Below are 23,599 nucleotides of genomic sequence, written 5' to 3' on the forward strand. Positions count from 1 at the left end.
GTCCAGGGCCCGGCCACCCGACACCCTTCGTGCGCCGGACCCGCCGACGTACCATGGCGCCGGAATCTGCAACGCCGCAGGCCCAGACCGAGGGGGCGAGCGGATCACCTTCACGGTGCCCGAGGAACTGGCCGGCCGGTTGCGACTGCTGGGCCGGCGGCACGGCGCGACGATGTTCATGACGCTGCTAGCCGCGTTCCAGGCCCTGCTCGCCCGCTACAGCGGGCAGTCCGACGTGGCGGTCGGCACACCTGTCGCGGGCCGGACGCGTCCGGAACTCGACCCGCTGGTGGGCTCGTTCATCAACACCGTGGTCATCCGCACCGACCTCGCGGACGACCCGAGCTTCGCCGAGCTGCTCGATCGGGTCCGCCGGACCGCCGTGGACGCCTACGCGCACCAGGACCTGCCGTTCGAGCGGCTGGTGCAGGAGCTGCGGCCGGCCCGAGGCCTCGACCGCAACCCGCTGTTCCAGGTGATGTTCGCCGGCCTGTCCGACCCGGCCGCCGCCCTCCGGCTGGTGGGGACGGAGGTCGAACAGATCGAGGTCGACAACGGCACGGCCAAGGTCGACCTCAGCCTGGTGATCGCCGACCGGTCGGCTATCACCACCGGGACCGTGGCCTTCGACACCGACCTGTTCGACCGCGCGAGCGTGGAACGCCTGGTCGGCCATTACCTCCGGCTGCTGGACGCCGCGGCCGGCGACCCCGACCGTCCCGTCTCGCGTCTGGACCTGCTCACCGAGGCCGAGCGCGAAGCGCTGCTGGTGGCCGCCAACGCCACCGACGAACCCTTCCCCGCGGACCTCTGCGTTCACGAGCTGGTCGAGGAGCAGGCCCGGCTGACCCCCGACGCGGTGGCGGTCCGCTGCGGCGCCCAGCGACTGACCTACCGGGAACTCGACCGCCGCGCCAACCAGTTGGCGCGACACCTGCGAGCCCGGGGAGCGCGGCCGGAACGCCTGGTCGGCGTCTGCCTGCCGCGCTCGGCGGACCTGGTCGTGGCCCTGCTGGCCGTCCTCAAGTCGGGCGCCGCCTACCTGCCACTGGACCCGGACCTCCCGGCACAGCGCATGTCGTTCATGCTCGCCGACGCCGAAGTGCCGCTGCTGCTCACCCAGCGCTCCCTGGCCGACCGGCTGCCGCAGCACGGCGCCGCGACGGTGTGGACGGACGACGAGGCCGGGCTCATCGCGGCCCTGCCCGCGGACCGGCTGCCGCCACTCGCGACGCCCGCCAACCTGGCGTACTCGATCTACACCTCCGGTTCGACCGGCCGCCCCAAGGCTGTGCTGGTCCCGCACGAGGGCGTGGTCAACTACCTGGTGGTCCGCGGCCGACAGCTGGACCTCGGCGAGGACGATGTCGTCGCCTCGGTGGCCTCGATCTCCTTCGACGTCATCGTCCCCCAGGTGCTCATGCCCCTGGCCTGGGGCGCGAGCGTGGTGATCGCCCCGTCGGAGGTCGCGGTGGACGGCCCGCGCCTGACGGAGATGATGCGCGAGTTCGGCGTCACCACGCTCATGGCGACACCGGCCACCTGGCTCCTGCTGCTGGACGGCGGCTGGCAGGGCGGCCGGTTCCAGGCGATCTGCGTGGGCGAACCGCTCCAGCCCGCCCTGGCCCGGCGGCTCCTCGACCGGGTCTCCACGCTGTGGAACGGCTACGGTCCCACCGAGGCGTCCGTCGGCTGTGTCACCCGGCGCGTGGACGCCGACCGGGACCTGGCCCGGCCGGGAGGGTCCGTGCCGATCGGCCGGCCGCTGGGCAACCTCCGGATCTACCTGCTGGACCCGGCGGGCGCCCCGGTGCCCGTCGGCGTACCGGGTGAGATCCACATCGGCGGGGTCGGCGTCACCCGCGGGTACGCCAACCGGCCGGGGCTGACCGCCGAGCGCTTCGTGCCCGATCCGTTCGGTGCCGACGGCGGCCGGCTGTACCGGACCGGCGACCTGGCGCGGTACCTGCCGGACGGCAGCCTCGTCTTCCTCGGCCGCACCGACGAACAGGTGAAGATCCGGGGGTACCGCATCGAGCTGGGCGAGATCGAGGCCGCGCTGTGCGCGCAGCCCGGTGTCGCCAGGGCCACGGTGACGGTGCGGGGCACCGGGACGGACGCCGAACTGGCGGGCTACCTGGTGTGGCAGGACGGGCCCGGTGACCTGGCGATCCTGCGGCGCTCCCTGCGCGAGACCCTGCCCGAGTTCATGGTGCCCACGACGCTGACCGCACTCGACCGGATCCCGTTGACCACGAACGGCAAGGTGGACCGCGGGGCCCTGCCCGAGCCCGCCCGCCACGGCCACGACGCGGGTGCACTGCCGCCGCGGGACCTGCTGGAACTCCTGATGACCAGGATCTGGGAGCGCGTGCTGGGCACCCCGCGGGTCGGCGTCCGGGACGACTTCTTCGCGCTGGGCGGGCATTCGCTCAGGGCGGTCGAGCTCGTGGAGGCGATCCGGCGGGAGTGGGGGGTCACCGTGCCGCTGAACACGGTGTTCCGCCATCCCACCGTCGAGGGCCTGTGCGCGGAACTGCCCAACGCCTCGCAGGCCCTGCGCCGGCTCGTGGTCCCGCTGGCCGAAGGAGACCCCCGCAGGGCGCCGCTGATCCTGGTGCACCCGCAGAGCGGCGACGTGTGCTCCTTCCTCCACCTGGCCGAGCACCTCGCCGAGCGGCCGACTGAGCACCTCACTGAGCACCTCGCCGGCGGCCGGCCCGTCTACGGCCTGGAGGCCGTCGGCTACAACACCGACGAGCCGCCGCTGGCCACCGTCGAGGAGCAGGCGCAGCGCTACCTGCGGGAGCTGCGGTCCGTCCTGCCCGACGGCCCGTACCTGCTGGCCGGCTGGTCCTTCGGCGGGCTGGTCGCCTTCGAGATGGCCCGCCTGCTGGAGGAGGAGGGGAACCCCCCGGGATTCCTCGGGATCATCGACGTCGGAGCGCCCGCGTTCACCGACGGCTCCACCGACGGATCCACTGGTGGATCCACCGACGGGCCCGACGGCCATGACGGGCACGGGACGGCCCGGTTCGCGCTCGCCGCCGGGCTGCCCACCGGAGCCGTCGGAGACCTCGACGAGCTCGACGAGCAGGACGCCTTGTCCCTGCTGCTCCACGACGCGCACGCCGGCGAGCGCCTCCCCCTGCGCGTGCGCACCGAACAACTGCGGCGCATGGTAGGGGTCTTCACCACCAACGGCGACGCCGCCCGACGCTACCGCTCAACCGCACGGCTGCGGACACCGATCCACCTGTTCACGAGCGCCGAGGAGCACCCCGTGCTCGCCGCCCCGGTCGTGGTCCCCGCCCGGTGGCGCGATCGCACCCTGGGGGCGTTGAGCGTGGTCGAGGTGCCCGGCAACCACCACGACATGCTGTCGCCGCCCCACGCCGCACCCTTCGCCGACGCGCTGTCGGCCCTCCTGGAGGAGCTCGGATGAGCGACGGACACGAGCTGCCGTTGTCGTCGGCGCAGTCCGGCATCTGGTTCGCCCACCACCTGCGCCCCGGCAGTCCCGCCTACAACACCGGCGAGTACGTGGACATCCCCGGGCCGATCGACCCGGAGCTGTTCGAGACGGCCGTGCGGCGCGTGGTGGACGAGACCGAGTCCCTGCGCGTTCGCCTCACCGATGGTGCCGAGGGCCCCCGGCAGGTCGTCACCCCGTCGCCCGACTGGTCGATGGACCACGTCGACCTCACCTCGGCACCGGATCCGCTGCGGGCGGCCGAGCGCTGGATGCGCGCCGACCTGTCCACACCGCTCGGGCTCACCAGGGACCGGCTGTTCCGCCAGGCCCTGTTCGTCATCGCGCCGGACCGCTTCCTCTGGTACCAGCGCGTCCACCACATCGTGGTCGACGGCTTCAGCATGTCGCTCATCGCGCGCCGCGTCGCCAAGACCTACACCAGGCTGGTCGAGGGCAGGGACGGGGCAGGGCCGGCGTTCGGGCCGCTGAGCCTCCTGCTGGCGCACGACGCCGCCTACCACGCGTCGGAACAGCCCGAACAGGACCGGGAGTTCTGGGCGGACCGGCTGGCCGGCCGGCCGGATCCCGTCAGCCTGGCCAGCCGCTCGGCGGCCGCCTCGGACGGCTTCCTGCGTCGTACCAGCGCCCTCGACGCGCCCACCGTGGCCGCGCTGCGGCGGGCCGCACGACCCGCCGGGGCGAGCTGGCCCAGCGCCTTCACCGCAACGGTCGCCGCGTACCTCCACCGCCTCAGCGGCGAACGGGACATCGTGCTCAGCATGCCGGTGACCGGGCGCACCGGCTCCTCCGGGCCGGCCGTCCCCGGCATGGTGGCGAACGTGGTGCCGCTGCGGCTGCGCGTGCACCCGGAACAGGGCCTGTCCGCACTCGCGCGACAGGTGGCCGAGGAGGTCGCCGCCCTGCGCGGGCACCAGCGCCACCGCAGCGAGGACCTGCGCAGGGAGCTGGATCCGGCCCGGTCGGAGCGCGTCCTGTTCGGGCCCATCGCCAACATCATGTCCTTCTATTACCACCTGGACTTCGCGGGCGTCCGGGCCACCGTGCACAACCTGTCCAACGGGCCGGTCGAGGACATCTCGTTCTCCGTCTACGACCGCTCCGACGGCACCGAGCCCCGGCTCGACGTCGACGCGAACCCCGCGCTCTACTCCGAGGCCGAACTCACCGCCCACCAGCAGCGCTTCCTCCGGTTCCTGGACGCGGTGGCCGCCGACCCGGACCGGCCGATCGGCCGGCCCGACCTCCTCACCCCCGAGGAACGGCAGCGGACCATCGTGGCCGTCAACCGCACCACGCAGCCGCTGCCGCACCCGACGGTGCCGCTGGCCTTCGCGGCCGAGGTCGCGCGCACGCCCGACGCGACCGCCGTGGTGTGCGGCGAAACCACCCTGTCCTACGCGGAGTTGAACGACCGGGCCAACCGGCTGGCCCACCGGCTCATCGCCCTGGGCGTCCGCTGCGACAGCACGGTGGCCGTGCTCATGGAACGCTCCGTCGACGTGGTGGTGTCGGTCCTGGCGATCAGCAAGGCCGGCGGCGCCTACGTGCCGCTGGACACCCGGGCCCCGACGGCCCGCCTGCGCCGCGTCCTGGACGACACCGGTGCGGCGGTGCTGCTCATGCACCGGGCCACCCGGGACGACGCACCGTCCCACGGCACACCGGTCGTGGTCGTCGACGCCGACCCCGGCCTCGCCGACGAGCCGGCCACCGACCCCGTCGTGCCGCTGCGCCCGGACCACCTGGCGTGCGTCCTGTACACCTCCGGGTCCACGGGCACGCCGAAGGGTGTGGCCCTGACCCACTGCAACGTCATCAGCCTGACCGCGCAACGCTATTGGCGCGAGGAGGGCGGCCCGCGAGTCCTCGCACACTCCCCGCACGCCTTCGACGCCTCGACCTACGAGTGGTGGGTGCCGCTGCTCAACGGGGGCCGGGTCGTCGTGGCCCCGCCCGGCGAGCTGGCGCTCTCGGACCTCCACCGGCTCATCGTCGATCACCGGGTCGGTGCGCTGTGGCTGACGGCCGGGCTGTTCCGGGTGTTCGCCGAGGAGTCGCCCGGCACGCTGGCCGGGGTCGGCCAGGTGTGGACCGGCGGTGACATCGTGCCGGCCGATGCCGTCCGGCGCGTCCTGGCGCGGTGTCCGGACTCCGTGGTGGTCGCCGGGTACGGCCCGACCGAGGCCACCACGTTCACCACGCGCAGGGTGCTGCGCCCCGGCGAGCCCGTGCCCGACGTCGTCCCGCTCGGCCGACCGGTGGACAACAGGCGGGTGTACGTCCTGGACGAGGCGCTGTCGCCGGTGCCGCCCGGGGTGGCCGGCGTGCTGTACGTCGCCGGTGCGGGCGTGGCGCGCGGGTACCTGAACGACCCCCGCCGCACGGCCGGCCAGTTCCTGCCGTGCCCGTTCGGCGAACCGGGCGAGCGGATGTACCGCACGGGCGACGTGGTCCGCTGGAACGCCGAGGGGGAACTCGAGTTCCTCGGCCGCGCGGACGAGCAGGTCAAGCTCCACGGCTTCCGCATCGAGCTGGGCGAGATCGAGGCGGTGCTGGCCGGGCACCCCGACGTCGCCCAGGCGACCGTGGTCGCCGGTACGGGCACCTCGCCCGGCCGGCGTCTGATCGGCTACGTTGTCCCGGCCGGCGACTCGGGGCTCGACCCGGCGGCGGTGCGGGAGCACGCCCGCGCGGCGCTGCCGGACTACATGGTGCCCTCGGCGATCGTCACGCTCGACGCCTTCCCCCTGACGCCCAGGGGCAAGATCGACCGGGCCGCGCTGCCCGTCCCGGAGCTCGCACCGGCACCGTCCGGGCCTGGGCCGCGAACCCCGGCGGAGCAGACGATGTGCGCGCTGTTCGCCGAGGTGCTCGGCCGGCCCGCGGTGGGCGTCGACGACGGTTTCTTCGCGCTGGGCGGCAACTCCCTGCTCGCGACCCGGCTGGTCAACCGGGTGCGGGTGAGGTTCGGCCGTGAACTCACCCTCGGCGCCCTGTTCCAGACACCCACGCCGGCGCGCCTGGTCGAGGCGCTCAAGGACGCCCCGGACGCCGCGGCCGTACCGGCTCTCTCACCACGTACACGACTCTGACAGCGATCAAGCGGTCAAGCGATCACAGGAAGCTCCTCGGCATGGTCCACACCCTCTCCCATCCCGACGAAACGCCGGCACCACCGGCAATACCCGCGACACCGGAGACCCCGATGGCCCCGGAAACCCTGACGGCCCCGGCGCTGGGAGTGTCCCAGGTCCGCCGGTACTACCAGCTCGTCGACGCCGGGGACGTGCCCGCGCTGGTCGCCCTGTTCACCCCGGACGCCCGCTACCACCGCCCCGGCTACCGACCCATGGTCGGGCACGCCGAACTGGAACGCTTCTACCGCGACCAGCGGGTGATCCGCGCCGGCGTGCACACCCTGGCCACCGTGGTCACGACCGACGACGAGGTGGCCGTGCACGGCCTGTTCCGCGGCGTGCTGCACGACGGCGGTGAGGTCGAGCTGCGGTTCGCGGACTTCTTCCGGATGACGCCGCAGGGCCGCATCGCCGCGCGCGACACCTTCTTCCACGTGCCGGCGGTCTGAGGCGGTGGACGCACCCGGTGACACCGCGCACCACGTGCTGCGCGCCGGCCACCGCGACGGTTACCGCGACGGCGATGGCCACGGCGACGGCCCACGCGGTCGCGCGTTCAACCCCGACGGGGACACTTCAGTACAGGAAAGCGGGAAGCAGTTGACCAAGACGGTCCTCACCTCCGACATCCCGGCGTTCGTCGGCAGCGGACGGCCACCGTTCGACGCACGGGCCATCCACGAGCTGGTCGCCGAACAGGCGGAGCGGGCCCCGCACGCGCCCGCCGTCACCTGCGACGGGCGGACCCTGACCCACCGGCAGCTCAACGACCGCGCCAACCGGCTCGCCGGGCGGCTGCGAGCGGCCGGACTGGCGCAGGAGGACGTCGTGGGCGTGCTGGTGCCGCGGTCGCCTGAGCTGATCGTGGCCCTGCTCGCCGTCCTCATCGCGGGCGGGGCGTACCTCGGACTCGAACCGGACGACCCGGCCGGCCGCCACGCGCTGCTGCTCAAGGACGCCGGCGCGGGCATGGTGATCGTCGGAGAGGCCCTGGGGGAGCAGCTGCCCGACACCGTCGTCACGGTGACGGTCACGGTGACGGAAGGCGGCCCGGCGCAGGAGCCGGCCACCGGGCCGGCGGCTGCGGCCCGCCCCGGCGACCCGGACCGGCTCGCCTACGTCAGCTACACCTCGGGCTCCACCGGCGAGCCCAAGGGCGTCGGCGTGCCCCACCGGGCGATCGACCGGCTCGTCCGGGGTGCGGACTGGGTGGACGTCCGCGCCGAGGACGTCTTCTTCCACCTCGCGCCGGTCGCGTTCGACGCGTCCACGTTCGAGATCTGGGCCCCCCTCGTCAACGGCTGCCGGCTGGTCCTCTTCCCCCCGGTCGCCCTCACGCTGGAGCACGTGGCGAGCGTCGTCCGCGCCGAGCGCGTGACGGTCCTGCTGCTGACCACCGGGCTCTTCCACCAGATGGTGAGCTCCCACCTGGAGGCGTTCGCCGACGTGCGGCACGTCCTCACCGGGGGCGACGTGGCCTCGCCGGGCCACGTCCAGCACCTGCTGGCCCGCTACCCGGAGCTGCTCTTCACCAACGGCTACGGGCCGACCGAGAACACCACGTACACGACCTGCTGGACCAGCAGCACCCTCCCGGAGCTGCGCAGCGTGCCGATCGGCCGCCCGATCAGCGGCACCAGGGTCGCCGTGCTCGACGGCGACCTCAGGCCGGTACCCGTCGGCGAGTGCGGCGAACTGTACGTGGCCGGGGCGGGCCTGGCCCGCGGCTACCTGGGCCGCCCGGCCGCAACGGCCGAACGGTTCCTGCCCGACCCGTTCGGGACCGAGCCGGGGGCCCGGATGTACCGGACCGGCGACCTCGTGCGATGGCTGCCCGACGGCACGCTGGAGTTCGTCGGTCGCGCGGACGACCAGGTCAAGGTCCAGGGCTACCGCGCCGAACCGCGCGCCGTCGAGGTCGAGCTGGAACGGCTCGCCGAGGTGCGGCACGCGGTCGTGCTGCCGCAGGCCGATCCGGCGGGCGGCACCCGGCTGCTGGCCTACGTCGTGCCCGCGCAGTCCGATCCGGCGGGCAACGCCGACCTCGGCCGGCGGCTGCGCCACGAACTGCGGGACAGGCTGCCGGGCTACCTGATCCCCTGGGCGATCCTCGTCCGTCCCGAACTGCCGGTGAACCGCAACGGCAAGATCGACCGCCGCGCCCTGCCCACCGCCACCCGGGTACCGCGCAACGTGGCCAACGAGTTCGTCCCGCCCGTCACCGAGGTGCAGATACGGCTGACCGAGTTGTGGGGCGACATCCTCGGCATCGAACCGGTCGGCGTCGACGACGACTTCTTCGACCTCGGCGGACACTCCCTGCTGGCCACCGACCTCCTGGTCGCCACCCAGCGCGAGTTCGACGTGGACCTCCCCGCGCAGATCCTGTACCTGTCGCCGACCGTCGCCGAGCTGGCGACGGCCCTCACCGCCCGGATGCGGACGGCGGGCCCGGACGGCCTTGCGGAGAGCCCGGCCAGCCCGACGGCGGTCCCGGACGGCCCGGCGGCGGCCCTGGCCGACGGTGCACGGCAGGAGCAGGCCCGATGACGGCGGTTCCCCCGACCCCGCGATGCCCGGTCCTCGCCCCGCAGCCGGTCGACCTGATCGACCCCGACCTCTACCACTCGGGCGGGGCGCACGAGGTGTGGCGACGGCTGCGCCGCGACGCCCCGGTGAGCTGGCAGCCGGTCGGCGACATCGGCTACTGGTCGGTCGTCGGCTACGCCGAGGCCAACCGGGTGCTCCGCGACCACGACACGTTCACCTCCGAACAGGGCACCCTGCTCAACCTCCTCGGCCAGGGCGACCCCGCCGGCGGCCGGCAGATGGCCGTGACCGACCCGCCCCGGCACGCGCACCTGCGCGGCCCGCTGCAGCAGGCGCTGTCGATCAAGACGGTGGAGAACGACCGGGAGGCCATCCGCCGGGTCATCGTCGAGCTGCTCCGGCCGTTGGTCGACGGCGGCCCGTTCGACTTCGCCGCCGCCATGGCGACCCTGCCGATGGCGGTGATCGGCACCATGATGGCACTGCCGGAACAGGACTGGCCGCGGCTGGTCCGGCTCGCCCACGCCTGCATCGCCGCGGACGACCCCGAGTTCCAGCTCGCCGCCGGACCGCAGGCCACCCTCGTGACCGCCCACCGCGAACTGTTCGCCTACTTCCAGGACGTCGTCACCGCGCGTCGGCGCGCACCGGGTGACGACCTGATCAGCGTGCTGCTCACGATGGAACTGGACGGACGCCGGCTGTCGCCGGGCGAGATCGTGTCCAACTGCTACAGCCTGCTGCTCGGTGCGACCGTCACCACCGCCCAGCCACCGGTCGCGGCGATGGTCGAACTGGCCGGGACGGCGGTCCTGGACGACTGGGCGGCACACCCGGAGCTGCTCGGCAGCGGCGTGGAGGAGGCACTGCGATGGGCCTCGCCCACCCAGCACTTCATGCGCCACGCCACCCGCGACGTCGAGGTCCGGGGCGTGCCGATCCCCGCGGGGGACGCGGTCGTCGTGTGGCTGGGGTCGGCCAACCGCGACGAGACCGTGTTCGCCGACCCGGACACCTTCGACATCCGGCGGCGACCCAACAAGCACATCGCGTTCGGCGTCGGCGCGCACTACTGCATCGGACACACCGTCGCACGGGTGGCCCTGCGGATCCTTTTCGCCGAACTGCTCGGCCGGTTCACCGGCTTCGAACTCGCGGGGACGCCGCGACGCATGCGCTCGAACATCATCGCGGGCTTCACCCACCTGCCGATCACCGCGCGGACCCGCTAGGCCCTGCCCGGCACCACCGCAGCCGCACCCGAGAAGAAACCCCACCCGGAAGGTCATCAGTGAACGCTCCGCCGGCCCGTACCCGCAACAAGTGGTTCCTGCGCGAGCCGTCGCCGGTGGCACCGGCACGGCTGTTCTGCCTGCCCTACTCCGGCTGCGGAGCGAGCATGTACCGCCAGTGGCCGTCATCGGTCAACGGCGTCGAGGTCTGCCCCGTGCAGCTGCCCGGCCGGGAGAATCGGATGCGCGAGCCCGCCCACACCACCTACGAGGCGCTGGCCGACGACCTCTGCGAGGCGCTGCGCCCCTACCTGGACCGTCCCTACGCACTGTTCGGGCACTGCGGCTCCGCGTTGGCGGCGTACGAGACCGCCGTACGGCTGGTCGAAAGGGGCTGCCCCGCCCCGACCCGGGTGTTCGTCTCCGCCGAGGTCGCGCCGCAGGACGGCCCCTACGGCCGCTTCCTCGGCATGAACGACGACGAGCTGGCCGGCGAACTGCGCCAGCTCGTCGCGGAACTGGGCGGCACCCTGGAACCGAGCCTGCTCGCGCTCTACCTCGGCGTCCTGCGGAACGACGTCGACATGAACAAGCGCTACCACGTGGCCGAGCCGGTCCGGCTGCCGTCCCCGATCACCGCCATCGGCTGGACGGAGGACACGGGCATCGAGCCGTCGCTGATGACCGGCTGGTCGGCCTGCGGCGAAACGACCTTCGAACTCCTGGAGGGAGGCCACTACCGCTTCATCGAGGCGCCGACGGACCTGCTGGCACTCCTGGTCGCGGACCTGACGCCCACCCGGCCCGGCACCCCCTGACACCTGACCCCTCTGACACCTGCACCCGGACGAGCCGGCAGGCCCGGCGGCGATGCGCAGCGGGCCCCGGCAGAGCGGCGATGCTCTGCCGGGGCCCGCTACGGTCAACTCCCTTCAGAGTGCGGGTCGGTTACGGCGTGGAGCCGAGCTTCTGCCAGGCGTCGCTCTTGCCGGGCTCGTCCGTCGCCTTGTTCCACCACTTGGCGCGCCAGTAGAAGCCGTTCCACGACGCCGTCGAGGCCCAGGCTCCGTCGGGGTCCCCGGCGATGATCTTCGTGCTGGAGGCGGTGGCGCTGTTGGCGGGGGCGGCGAGGTAGGCCGGGGTCTTCCACCAGTCGGTCCCGTCGGCGAAACCGCCCAGCGCGTAGGAGCTGCCGTGCTTGGGGCCACCGATGACCTGCCGGTCCAGCGCTGGCTTGCCCGCGGTGGCCTGGTCCGTGTTGAGCGGCACCAGACGCCACCACTGGTCGGTCTTCCCGTCGCAGTCCCGCACCGTGAGCGTGCCCCTGGCCGTGGTGGCGCCGAGGCACTGGTCGTGACCGCTGGTACCGGACTTGATGTGGTACCAGCCCTGGTCGTCCTCGCTCACCGTCCACAGCTGGTTGGCGTTGCCGGTCTGCTTCATCGACAGGTGGGCGTCGGTCCAACTGCCGGGGTGGTCGAGGACGTTGCCGCTGTTGCGGTCCTCGATGATCCACTTGTCGCCGGTCTGCCAGAACGCGAACGAGGGGTTGGGGTTGTAGGCGTGCGCCTGCCATGGCGCGGCCTGGCACTGGGCCCCGGACACCGTCGGAGGATCGACCGTCGTCACCGCGCGGCGCTTGTCGCCGGTGGATCCGTAGTCCTTGCCGCCGATCCGGAAGGTGACGTTCGCCGGACCGGTCACGGGCAGGTAGTACTTGATCTCGATGTCCTTGGACTTCCCCGCCGGTACGTCCTCGCAGTAGCCGAGTTTGATGGTCACCCGGTGGAAGTCGCCCTTCAGCCCGCCCGCGTTGGGCCCGGTGTGACCGGGGACGATGCCGCTCATCTCCTTCCAGGCCCCGTCCTTCACCACCGGCGGGGCGGAGGTGGGGAGGTCGAAGGAGATCTCCGTGCCCTGGGCGAGGGCGACCTTGGAGTTGTTGGTGATCCGCAGCTTCGGCTGCATCGGCCACATGTCCCCGAGGGTGGTCGGGAAGTCCACCAGCTCGGCCTTGACGTCGATCACCTGGGAGGGCAGCGGCTTGCCGCCGCCGGTGGTGTTGCCGTACGCCCCGGCGCCCTTGAGCGCGTTGTCGAGGCGGGTGGTCAGGTCGTAGCCCATGCCCCACTCGCCGTTGGAGCGCTTGGTGTAGTCGCCGGCGAGCTCCCAGATCATCGCCCCGCCGATGCCCTTGTCCGCGATGTACTTCGCCTTGGCGTCGATCGACTTCTCGTTCTCCGTGGAGAGGAACACCTTCTTGGCGTCGTTCCACAGCCACGACGACTGGAGCGGGTCGGAGTACTTCTCGGCGTAGCTGCCGGTCAGCTTGCCGGCGCCGGTGGCCGGGTCGACTCCGTAGGACTTCAGGTAGCCGGGGGTGCGGCCGTCCTGGAGATTCTTGGTGTGCCACAGCGGGTTCGACCCGGCGCCGACCTCGCGGCCGTCCTCGGTGTCGTGCCACACGTTGTCGATGCCGGTCGCGCCGAGACCGCAGTCCTGGCCGTTGGCCGGGCCCCGGCCGCCGACGCCCAGCGGGCACTTGGACTGGTCCGGCATGGCGGAGGTGCCCCACAGCCCGTCCGTGCCGCCCTGCACGCTCTGCCAGCCGCGGGAGTAGTAGGGGATGCCGAGGTTGATGCGGCCGGGCGGGAGGGCGCCGCGGTAGTAGTGGTAGGCCCAGTCGACGTTGAAGTAGCCGTTCTTCTGGTAGTCCTTGGTGTCGGCGCCCTGGTCGTTGTAGATCCCGGCGGCGGCCAGCTCGTTGTCCTGCCCGGTGTCGTAGAGCGGGGCCTGCGGGCCGACGTACTTGTTCCAGGAGCCGTGCAGGTCGTAGCTCATGACGTTGACGTAGTCCTGGTACTGCAGCGACTGCCCGGCATCCAGCCCGCGCACGAGGTAACCGGACGCGGAGCCGGCCGAGGTGAGCAGGTAGTAGCGGCCCTTGCCCGCGCCCGCCCGGTCCAGCTTCTCCCGCAGGGTCTTCATCAGGGCGTTGTAGCCCTGCTGGAGGCCCTTGCGGCGCGGATCGGAGACGTCCCAGTCGTTGGGGTTGCCCGTGTTGGGCAGCGCGGTCGGGTACTCGTAGTCGATGTCGACCCCGTTGAACCCGTACCGGTCCAGGAAGTCGGTGACCGAGTCGGCGAACGTATCGATGCCCGCCTGGTTCACCGAGCCGTCGGCGTTGGTGGCCATCGCGTAGAAGTTCCGGGTGTCCGCCCAGCCGCCGACCGAGATCAGCGTCTTCACGGCCGGGTGCTTCTTCTTGTAGGTGTTCAGCAGGTTGAAGTGGCCCTTGTACGGCAGCGACGGATCCATGGCGTTCCGGTCGCCGTCCCAGGTCATGCCGGTGGCCGGGTTCTTCGGGTCGTTCACGTCGCCGATGCTGATGCGATTCCCGTCCACCTTGGCGAAGGCGTAGTTGACGTGCGTCACCTTCGACCAGGGGATGTTGGACGCCAGGTACGCGGGGTCTCCCGTGGCCCCGGCACGCCATCCGGTGAAGTACCCGACCGTACGACGGGTGCGGTTGTTGCCGACCCACTCCCGGCCGGTGCCGTCGTACGCGTCGCAGTACCGGGCGTTCACCCCCTGGGTGGCGGCCATCCCCTCGGGCCGGCAGTCGCCCGAGGAGGCGGGTTTCGTCCCCCGGTCGTCGGGCGAGTCGTCGAACGGGGCTCCCGCGGAGTCTGGCGCCCCGGGGTCGCCGGTGCTGGTGCCGCCCTCCAGGTGCCACCGCTGTTCGGCGGCCCCGGCGCACCTCCAGAAGGCCAGGGCCTTGTCCTCGCCCTGGTCGGTCAGGCAGCCGCCGTCCGAGGAGACGATCTGGTACGTCCGCCCGCCCAGCGTGTCGAGCTGCCAGCGCTGGTTCGCGCCCCCGCCGTCCCGCCAGAGCGCGCTGTAGTAGCTGGTGCCGTCCACGGTCTGCGACCGGTTGCTGTTGGCGTCCAGCACCTGTCCGGGGTCGAGGGCCGTCCGGATCGCGAACCGGCCGTCGCCCTGGCGGTCCAGGTTCCACTTCTGTGCCGGGTTCCCGTTCCCGCCGAGGGCCTTGACCTTGGTGCCGTTGGCGGGGTTCGCCTGGTCGACGTCGGCCACCCGGCCGGTGCCGTCGTTGACCAGCGAGACGCCGGCTGCCGAGGGCGGGGGCGGTGGGCTGTCCGTCGGGCGGCCGTTGTCGTCCATCCGCGGGATCTTCGACATGCCGGTGGTGTCGCCGGCGGCGAAGATCGTGCCCTGCAAGACGTTCCAGCGCAGAGCCGTGGGGCCCACGATGACGGTGCCGTCCGTGCCGCCGGCAGCAACGAATCCGCCGGTCCACTGGTTCCCGCGGAAGAAGGAGGCATAGGCCCTGTTGGAGAATTGCGAGCCTGGCCACCGGATGGCCGCATTGAACCCGTCGGTCCAGCCGGCTCGGGTCAGGGCGGTGAAGTTGTCGCCGATGGGCTTGGGCCCGTTGATCACGCGGTCGGTGGAACCGCCGATGTTGGCTTCCAGCGACACGTACGTGTCGCCCTTGAAGAGGAAGACCTGGTTCTCCGTCACCGAGAGGGCCGCGTCGACCCCCTGGGTGAAGGGTGCGGTGCTGTCACTGCCGGCCAGGCTGTGCCACCCGTCCGCGATCGTGGTCGGCGGCTTGGTCATCGTTGCGGTCCCCGTGTTGGGGTCCACCCTCATCCGCATGTACTGGTCCCCCCGGAACATCATCACTTCATCCGGGTTCTCCGGCAGCGTGAAGGCCGCGTCGAAGCCGTTCGCGAACGGCGTGTTCCCCAGGACCGGCCACAGGTGGGAGATGGTGTCCTCCTTGCCTCCGGCCAGGCTGGCGTTGTTCGGGAAGTCCGCGATGCGGGCGACGAACGGCCCGTGGAGGAGGTAGACGTCACGGCTGGTGCTGAAACTCGCTTCCACCAGCGGCTGGGAGCACGCGAACGGGCCGTCGCTCGACCGCGGTATCCGGCAGATCCGACCCTGCGCCTGGACCTGGAGGACGGCCAGCCCGACGGCGGCCGCGGTGGCGGCGAACCAGGAGTTGCTTGGGTCCTGGTTGGCGTCCCACAAGTCCCTGCTTCGCCTGGCCCAGGTCAGGATCTGGGTTTCGTACTCACGGATGCGTGCCGGGATCCGGCTGCGCATCGCCGCCGCGATGCCGTTCCTGACGTTCTGGAACCGAGTGCCCTCGGCCACGGCTTCGACGAGGACCATCAGTGCGCTGCGCAACCATGGTGTCCGTTGCGCCTGGTCCGCGGGGTTCAGGCCGCCGTCGAGGACGTTCTCCAGGACTCCGACGGCGCGCCTCAGCGTGTCGGCATCGACATTCGCCCAGCTGTTCTCGAAGGTGAAGGGGTTGCCTGCCGTGCCGGACTCGTTCCTGAGGTCGCCGTACTCGACGCCGATGTCGCCGAGCTCGCGATACCGGATCGTGGGGGTTTGCCCTTGTTGTTGCCGCTGTTGTCGTGCGAACCAGTTGTCGCGGGCGGTCCGCGATGTGCCGACGCCCCTGTCGGCCAAGCGGTAGAGCGTCTTCACGCCCGCCCGGACGGTGTAGAAGCCGCAGATGTACATGTCGCGCGGCGCGATGATCAGTCCGGTTTCCATCCCCGGCACGGGGTCCTGGTCCGGGTGTCCCAGATCGAAGAGGTTGACCATCACGGGGTTCGGGTCATCGAGCGTGACGTTGAAGTCCCCGCGGTACGGGCGGGTGAAGTTCCCCCGCAGGAGCTCGATGAACTGGAGGTAGGGACGAGCCGGGTCCGGCGGGTCGGCGGCGTGCGCCGGCCCGGTGGCCCCGATGGGCAGGAGGAGAACCGCCAGCAGGACCACCAGCATCCGTCGGAGCCCTCCGACCAGCCGTCCGGGCGGTGGGCCCCCCGGTGCCCGGCCGGGCCGGACGGTCGTTCGCAACCGCAACATGTCCTCTCCAAAGGATCGGTGACATTGATGCGGCAGAACGTACGAGGCGCCGGTAGACACGCGATGGACAGCGCCGGCCCGTTCGGCGCTCAGCGCCCTCCGGCGATGACCTCCAGGGCCGGATGCGGGGATCGCCCCGAGGAACTTGGCGTACAGGCCGTTGCGCAGCACCGTCCGCCTAGGGTCGGCACGTTGACAGCGGATAGACGACGCGTCAACGACGCTGCGCTGTTTTGGCGGCCTCCGCTCGGAGCGCCCGCCTGCGCCCCTCGGTGACTGTCTGCGCCCGCTGGTGCCTCCGATGCGCCCTTGCGCGCCACCTGACGGTAAGTGTTAGTGCGCCGTAAATTTGACTGGCCGTCACATTTCCCGGCCCTCCCGGCTCGGCCCGCCTTCGTCGAAAGGTGCTGCCATGCGGCGTATCTCATCGTGGACGCGAGTACTCCGTTTCGGGCTCAGCGGCTGCCTCCTGGCGGCCGCCTCAGGCTCCGGCATGTGCCCAGCGGTCGCCGGACCGGGCGGTCCGCAGTCGCACGGCGGCCGGTCGCACGACGGGTGGTCGCAAGGCGGGCCGTCGCACGTCGGGCCGTCGCCGGAGCAGAGGGTCGAAGCGCTCCTCGGCCAGCTGACCACCGACGAGAAGGCGACGCTGCTGCAGGGGATCGCCGCACCGAACGGGGTGTACGCGGTCGGCTATGTCCGGGGCGTACCGCGGCTGGGCATCCCGCCGCTGCTGTTGTCCGACGGCCCGGCCGGCGTACGGGACGGGCAACCGGCGACGGCGCTGCCGGCCCCGGTGTCGCTGGCCGCCGCCTTCGACCCGGGGCTCGCCACCACCTACGGCGCGGTGCTGGGCCGGGAGGCCCGGGCGCGCGGCTACCAGGTGCTGTACGCGCCGATGGTGAACCTCGTGCGGGTGCCGCAGGGCGGGCGGAACTTCGAGACGCTGGGGGAGGACCCGTTCCTCGCCGGGCGGGTCGCGGCGGCGGAGGTCCGCGGCATCCAGGCGCAGGGGGTCGCGGCGCAGGTGAAGCACTTCGCGGCGAACAACCAGGAGAACAACCGGCAGTCGTACAGCTCCGAGGTGGACGAACGGACGCTGGCCGAGATCGAGCTGCCCGCCTTCCAGGCGGCCGTCCGGGACGGCCGGGCCTGGTCGGCGATGTGCGGCTACAACCCGGTCAACAGCATCTGGGCGTGCGAGAACTTCCCGCTGCTGCGGGACGTGCTGAAGGGCCGCTGGGGGTTCGACGGGGCGGTCGGCTCCGACTACCCGGCCACCCACTCCTCGGTGAACGCCGCGGCGGGCGGGCTGGACCAGGAGTTCGGCGGTACGTCGTACTTCGCCGACCTGACGGCCGCTGTGGCCGACGGGCGGCTCGCCCCGGCCGTCCTGGACGACCAGGTGCGGCGGGTGCTGCGGTTGATGGTCCGGACCGGAGCGCTGGACGGCGGCCAGCCGCCCGCCGCCGACCCCGCCGCCGGCGCGCGCGACGCCCGGGCGGCGGCCGCCGCCGGGACGGTGCTGCTGCGCAACCAGGGGGCGGTGCTGCCGCTGGACGCCGCCCACCTGTCGTCCGTCGCGGTGATCGGCCCGTGGGCCGACCACGCCTACACCGGCGGCTACGGCTCCTCGCACGTCGCCCCCTACCCCGACCAGGTGGTGACGCCGCGTCAGGGCATCGCCGCCCGGGCCGGTGCGGGCGTCTCGGTGCGCTACCACCCGGGCGACGACGCGGCCGCGGCGGCCTCGGTGGCCGCCGGGGCGGACGTCGCGGTGGTGGTGGTCGGCGACGAGGAGACCGAGGGCGCGGACCGCGGCTCGCTGGACCTCGCCCCGGCGGACGACGCGCTGATCCGCGCCGTCGCCCGCGCCAACCCGCGGACGGTGGTGGTGCTCAACACCGGCGGGCCGGTCACCATGCCGTGGCTGGACGCGGTGCCGGCGGTGGTCGAGGCCTGGTACCCGGGCGAGCAGAGCGGCACCGCGCTCGCCGACGTGCTGTTCGGCGACGCCGACCCGGCGGGGCGGCTGCCGGTCACCTTCCCGACCTCGGCGGCGGCCACGCCGATCCGGGACGCCTCCCAGTACCCCGGCACGGACGGCGCCTACCACTACACCGAGCAGCTCGCGGTCGGGTACCGCTGGTACGAAGCGACCGCCACCGCCCCGCTGTTCCCCTTCGGCCACGGCCTCTCGTACACCACCTTCGGCTACAGCAACCTCACCGTGACCGGCCCGGACGCCGCCGGCCGGGTGCGGGTCGGCTTCGACCTCGCCAACCAGGGCGCCCGGACCGGCACCGAGGTGCCGCAGCTGTACGTCTCCTTCCCGTCCGCGGCCGGCGAGCCGCCGCAGCAGCTCAAGGCCTTCGACAAGGTCACGCTGGCGCCCGGCCGATCGACGCACGTGGAACTGCCGCTGGACCGCTCCTCCTTCGCGGTCTGGGATCCCGGCGTGCACGGCTGGCAGGTGCCCGGCGGGCGGTACGGCCTGACGGTCGGCTCCTCCTCGCGCGCGCCGAAGCTGCAGGGCGTGGTGGACGTCCCGGCCTCGCCGGCCGTCTCCACCTGGTCCGGGCGGATCACCGCCGCCGACGGGTCCTGTCTGGACGCGGGCGCCGCCGCCGCGGACGGCAACGAGGCGGTACGGCTGGCCGGCTGCGCGGGCACGGCGGCCCAGGACGCCACGGTCGGCTCGGACGGCACCGTCCGTGCCCTCGACGGCTGCCTGACCCCGGCGGGCCCGGACGACGGCGCCGCCGTCCGGCTGCGGGACTGCACCGCAGGTGCCGACCAGGTGTGGCGCCCGGGCCCGGACTCCTCGCTCCTCCACCCGGAGTCCGGCCGCTGCCTCGCGGCCGCCGACGGCCGGCTGCTGCTGCGGACCTGCTCGGGGGGCGCCGAACAGAGCTGGGCCACCCCCCGCCCGACCGGCCGGGTGACCGGCATCGCCGGGCAGTGCGTGGACCTCATCCGCGCCGACACGGCCAACGGCACCGCCGTCCAGCTCTACCGCTGCAACTCCACCGGCGCCCAGGACTGGACCGTCGGGCAGGACGGCTCCCTGCGGGCCCTCGGCAAGTGCCTGGACGTCACCAACGGCTGGACCGCCGCCGGAACGCCCGCCCAGCTCTACGACTGCAACGGCACCGGCGCCCAGCGCTGGCAGCCACGCCCGGACGGCACCCTCCTCAACCCGGCCTCCGGCCGCTGCCTCGACGCCCGCGACGGCAGCGGCGCCGACTGGACCAGGCTGCAGATCTGGGACTGCCACGGCGGCCCCAACCAGCGCTGGACCCTCCCGTCCTGACACCTGCCGTCCTGACACCTGCCGTCGACGCAGGGGCCCGCCGCCACCGGGGCCCTGCGCCGACGCGGACAACGGCCGGGCGCCGCGCGTGGCAGAAATAATTCGCATGCTACTCATTTGGCGCTATCCAGCCCGCCTCCGACTGTGATGACCTTGGCGGCTGTGGCGTGCATCACATTGCATGACATTTCGTCACGTCACATTGCGTCACATCGCAGCGATATCGCGCTGCCGTGCGCGCCTGGCCCAAGGCGATCGAGGAGGTACTCGTGAGTGGCAGGAAGAACAGTGGCAGGGGGGCCGAAGGTGACGGCTTCCCGGATCTGGGCCCCGAGGAGCTGGCGGAGATCGAGCGCGTGATCCTCGGCGGCGACGACGGGATCGCGCTGCGGCACGCCGCGCACGAGGCCGGCGGGCCGCGCGTGTCCGCGGCCGATCTGCAGAAGGCCCTTGAGCTCCACGTGTGCATGGGCCTGAACGCCTGCCGGAACCACGACATCGACGAGAAGGCGCCGATGGCGGGCATGGGAGCCTGTGCCACCGTCCTGCACGTGTGCCACGGCGCCAACGAGTGCCGCGGGCAGGGCGGGTGCGGCTACACCGGCCCCGACGCGGAACTCGCCAAGCCGGGCGACCAGGCCTGTCGGCAGAACGGCAGCTGCGCGAGCCCGATCAACGTCAGCCGGGTGTTCGCGGGCGGCCCGCTGAAGGGCAAGAGCGTCTGGAAGCTCGCCCGCCAGCTGTTCGAGGCCCGGATGTACGCCGCCGGCCTCCCGTTCGGCCCGTCCCCGGGCGAGGGCTACCCGGACGACCTGGTCCCGCCGTACGAAGTGAACGAGGCCGAGCGGAGGAAGAAGAGGCTCGACCGGAGCAAGCCGCAGGTGCTCCCGCTGCCGTCGGACGAGGCGAACGCGTGACGCAGCGTCACCACGGTGAGCGGGCCGACCGGGTGTCCTGCTTCGACCTGCCGAACCTGGGGTTCGGTGTCGGCCTGCGCAGCCCGCACCACCGGTACGTACTGGACCACCTCGGCGATGAGCTGGGCGCCGAGTGGCTGGAGATCATCTCCGAGAACTACCTCGACTCCCACGGCCACCCGCGTCACGTACTGGACCGGGTCGCCGAGCGGCACCCCCTGGTCATGCACGGGGTGTCGCTGTCGATCGGCAGCGTGGAGCCCCTGGACTTCGACTACCTGAGGAGGCTCCGGCAGCTGGCCGGTGCGGTGGGCGCCGCCTGGGTGTCGGACCACGTGTGCTTCACCGGGGTCGCCGGGCTCAACACCCATGACCTGCTGCCGGTCCCCTTCACCGAGGCCGCGCTGGCCCATCTGGTGCGACGGGTCAGGACCGTGCAGGACTTCCTGGAGCGCCCGCTGGTGCTGGAGAACCCCAGCACGTACGTGGGCTTCGCCGCATCGACCATGCCGGAGGAGGAGTTCGTCGCACGGCTGGCGATCGAGGCCGACTGCGGGCTCCTGCTCGACGTCAACAACGTCTACGTGTCGGCCGTCAACCACGACACCGATCCGCGCGCATACCTCGGAGCACTCCCGCACGACCGGGTCGTGCAGATCCACCTGGCCGGTCACACCGACGCGGGCACACATCTGATCGATACCCATGACGGACCGGTCGCCCCGGCCGTGTGGGAGCTGTACGACGCGGCGATCGCGCTGACCGGGCCCGTGTCCACCCTGCTGGAGTGGGACGACCGCCTGCCGCCCTTCCCCGAGCTGGTCGCGGAACTCGACAAGGCGCGCCGGCGGGCCCTCCACCCGACGAACGTCCTTGTCTCGACGGGAGTCTGACATGTCGACGGTCGAAGGGGCGCCGGCGCACCTGGCCGAACTCCAGCACTGGCTGCAGGCCGCCGTCCTCCACGCCACCGGCCCTGACCAGGAGGGCGGCGCGGCCACCGCCCAGGTGCTCACACCGTCCAGCCGGCTCACCGCCGGCGAGCGGCTGGACATCTACCGCCGCGGTTACCGGCTGCGCCTGCTGGCCTGCCTGCGCTCCTGCTTCCCCGCCCTGCGCCGACTCCTGGGGCCGGAGGCCTTCGACGCGCTCGCCACCGAGTACCTGAACACCTGCCCGCCCCGCAGCTGGACCCTGGAGCACTTCGCCGACGGCTTCGCGTCACACCTCGCGACCACCAGACCCGACCACGACCTGCCGTGCCACGACGTCGACCCCTGGGTCCAGCTGATCGTCGAACTCGCAGGATATGAACGGGCTTTCGCCGAGGTGTACGACGCCGAGCCGGCCCGTGCGTGCCGCGTGCTGGCCTGTCGGCACCCCGTGCACCGCTACGCGGCCGCGGTGGCCCGCGGCGAGGACCCGCAGCCGCCGGCCGCGTGCCCCGTACTCCTGGTGCTGCGCCGCCGGGACCACGGCGTCCACGTCACGGAGCTGACCGAGGACGTCCGGCGCACGCTCCTCGCCTCCCGGAACACCGCGTACTCAGGCCGCCCCGACCGGGCCGGTCCGCCATCCGCACCGCCCGCACCGCCCTCACCGCGCCCCGAGCGCCCGGAACCGAACGGAGCCGAGGTATGACGACCGACGCCACCAAGCCCGCCACCCGCCGCCTGCCCGACATCCCCTTCGCGGTCACCCCGATCGGCACGATCAAGGCCGATCGACCGATCGAGGACATCGACACCTTGCTCGACCACCTGTACCAGGCGGCCCAGGTCGAGCTGTCGACCGTCCCGATGTACCTGTACGCGGCCTACTCCATCGGGACCAAGGGCCACAGCCAGTGGGACCCGGGAATCTCCGCCCAGCGCACGATCATCAGCATCGCGATCGAGGAGATGCTGCACCTGTGCCTGGTGCGCAACCTGATCATCGCGCTCGGCGGAGCGGACCGGATCGTCTTCTACGACCCGGACTTCATCACCAGGTACCCGAGCCTGATGCTCCATCGGACTCCGCCGCTGACCCTCCACCTGGAGCCGTGCAGCAAGGATCTGATGAACCGGGTGTTCCTGCCGCTGGAACTGCCCGCCGAGAAGGGCGCCAAGCCGCAACCGGGCGAGTACAACACGCTCGGCCAGTTCTACAAGGCGATCGAAGTCGGCCTCAAGCACCTGACCGAGGCCGACCCGGACGACGTGTGGAAGTACGCGAAGGCAAACGCCCCCTGGCAGTACGAGAGCGCCTACTGGAACCACGACGGCGGCGGCGAACCCGTGGTCATCACCGACCTCCACACCGCCGAGACCGCTCTGAAGATGGTGGTCGAGCAGGGCGAGGGCGTGGACCCGAAGAAGGCCACCGTCCCGATCGACCCGGTCAACCCGCGCCCCGGCCTCGACGAGCTCTCGCACTACGCGAAGTTCAAGAGGATCGAACAGGGCATCGAGGTCACCGGGCAGGTCCGCAACGTCCCCAGCGATCCCCGGGCGAAGGGCTTCTCCGGACCGGCCGCAGGCCTGGCAGTCCTCTTCAACGCCGCCTACTGCTACACCCTGGCCATGCTCGACAAGCTCTACGACGTCCAGTCGAACTTCAACCCGAACCAGCGGAACACCCGCTACCACCTGGAGCGCACCTTCATCGCCTCGATGAGCGGTGTGCTCTACCCCATCGCGGAACTCCTCATGACGACCCCGGGCAGCGACGACCCCGCCTGGGACGGGACCTGTGCCGCTCCCACCTTCGAGTACTACGACTTCGCCGCCGAGCAGAAGGCCAAGGGGCACCGGACCATGAAGGAGCACCTGCTCTGGCTCTGCGAGACCGCCGTCGTCGACTTCCCCGAACTCGGCGGTGACAACAGCGTCCACTGGCTCCTGAAGAACCTGCCCAGCGTGGATGACATCCCCTCGGATCCCCCCGCCAGCCGCCCGCGCCCGATGCCCAACTGACGGACCGCGACCGGCGCCCCGGCACGCCCGCCCGCTCCGACGATTCGCGCAACGGGGGGTTGGCGGTGTCTTCGTGGCACATCC

12 protein-coding genes are annotated in these 23,599 nt (G+C 72.1%); 11 read left to right on the top strand and 1 reads right to left on the bottom strand.

Annotated elements, in window-relative coordinates:
* The first annotated feature begins 103 nt into the window (after positions 1–103).
* The 6 genes from AB0R04_RS35030 to AB0R04_RS35055 all read left to right on the top strand — a co-directional run bounded on the left by AB0R04_RS35030 (position 104) and on the right by AB0R04_RS35055 (position 11,233).
* Positions 104–3,445: an amino acid adenylation domain-containing protein gene (locus AB0R04_RS35030; protein WP_363377742.1), complete on the top strand. Its 3,342-nt coding sequence runs from the start codon at positions 104–106 to the stop codon at positions 3,443–3,445.
* The gene (locus AB0R04_RS35035) at positions 3,442–6,588 is read left to right on the top strand and encodes an amino acid adenylation domain-containing protein (protein WP_363377699.1); all 3,147 of its coding nucleotides are present in this window, start codon (positions 3,442–3,444) and stop codon (positions 6,586–6,588) included. Before AB0R04_RS35030 ends, AB0R04_RS35035 begins: the two co-directional genes overlap by 4 nt.
* A gap of 113 nt (positions 6,589–6,701) precedes the next feature.
* Positions 6,702–7,082 (top strand): nuclear transport factor 2 family protein, encoded by a 381-nt coding sequence (locus AB0R04_RS35040; RefSeq protein ID WP_363377701.1) that lies wholly within the window; start codon positions 6,702–6,704, stop codon positions 7,080–7,082.
* A gap of 151 nt (positions 7,083–7,233) precedes the next feature.
* Positions 7,234–9,183 carry a non-ribosomal peptide synthetase gene (locus AB0R04_RS35045; protein ID WP_363377703.1) on the top strand — a complete coding sequence of 650 codons (1,950 nt, stop codon included), beginning with the start codon at positions 7,234–7,236 and terminating at the stop codon, positions 9,181–9,183.
* The gene (locus AB0R04_RS35050) at positions 9,180–10,415 is read left to right on the top strand and encodes a cytochrome P450 (RefSeq protein ID WP_363377704.1); all 1,236 of its coding nucleotides are present in this window, start codon (positions 9,180–9,182) and stop codon (positions 10,413–10,415) included. The genes AB0R04_RS35045 and AB0R04_RS35050 overlap by 4 nt, the downstream gene beginning before the upstream one ends.
* Positions 10,416–10,474: 59 nt before the next feature.
* Positions 10,475–11,233: a thioesterase domain-containing protein gene (locus tag AB0R04_RS35055; RefSeq protein ID WP_363377706.1), complete on the top strand. Its 759-nt coding sequence runs from the start codon at positions 10,475–10,477 to the stop codon at positions 11,231–11,233.
* 130 nt (positions 11,234–11,363) lie between these two features.
* Here the strand turns inward: AB0R04_RS35055 and AB0R04_RS35060 are convergent, their stop codons facing one another.
* The gene (locus AB0R04_RS35060) at positions 11,364–16,244 is read right to left on the bottom strand and encodes a glycosyl hydrolase family 18 protein (RefSeq protein WP_363377709.1); all 4,881 of its coding nucleotides are present in this window, start codon (positions 16,242–16,244) and stop codon (positions 11,364–11,366) included.
* A 577-nt stretch (positions 16,245–16,821) separates the two neighbouring features.
* On the opposite strand from AB0R04_RS35060, the gene AB0R04_RS35065 reads away from it, so the two are divergent.
* The 5 genes from AB0R04_RS35065 (at position 16,822) to AB0R04_RS35085 (ending at position 23,515) form a co-directional block, all read left to right on the top strand.
* Entirely contained in the window at positions 16,822–19,641 is a 2,820-nt protein-coding gene (locus tag AB0R04_RS35065) for a glycoside hydrolase family 3 C-terminal domain-containing protein (protein ID WP_363377711.1), read from the top strand.
* 269 nt (positions 19,642–19,910) lie between these two features.
* Complete coding sequence (locus AB0R04_RS35070) at positions 19,911–20,558, top strand: hypothetical protein (RefSeq protein WP_159398692.1); 648 nt, start codon at positions 19,911–19,913, stop codon at positions 20,556–20,558.
* A complete protein-coding gene (locus tag AB0R04_RS35075; RefSeq protein ID WP_363377713.1) occupies positions 20,555–21,451 on the top strand; it encodes a DUF692 domain-containing protein in 897 nt (298 codons plus the stop codon). The genes AB0R04_RS35070 and AB0R04_RS35075 overlap by 4 nt, the downstream gene beginning before the upstream one ends.
* Before the next feature lies 1 nt (position 21,452).
* Positions 21,453–22,199, top strand: a complete 747-nt coding sequence (locus AB0R04_RS35080) for a DNA-binding domain-containing protein (protein ID WP_363377715.1) — start codon at positions 21,453–21,455, stop codon at positions 22,197–22,199.
* The gene (locus tag AB0R04_RS35085) at positions 22,196–23,515 is read left to right on the top strand and encodes a ferritin-like protein (protein WP_363377717.1); all 1,320 of its coding nucleotides are present in this window, start codon (positions 22,196–22,198) and stop codon (positions 23,513–23,515) included. Before AB0R04_RS35080 ends, AB0R04_RS35085 begins: the two co-directional genes overlap by 4 nt.
* The last annotated feature ends 84 nt before the right edge of the window (positions 23,516–23,599 follow it).

Origin of the sequence: Kitasatospora sp. NPDC056731 (genome assembly GCF_040687675.1) — a bacterium.
Lineage (GTDB): Bacteria > Actinomycetota > Actinomycetes > Streptomycetales > Streptomycetaceae > Kitasatospora.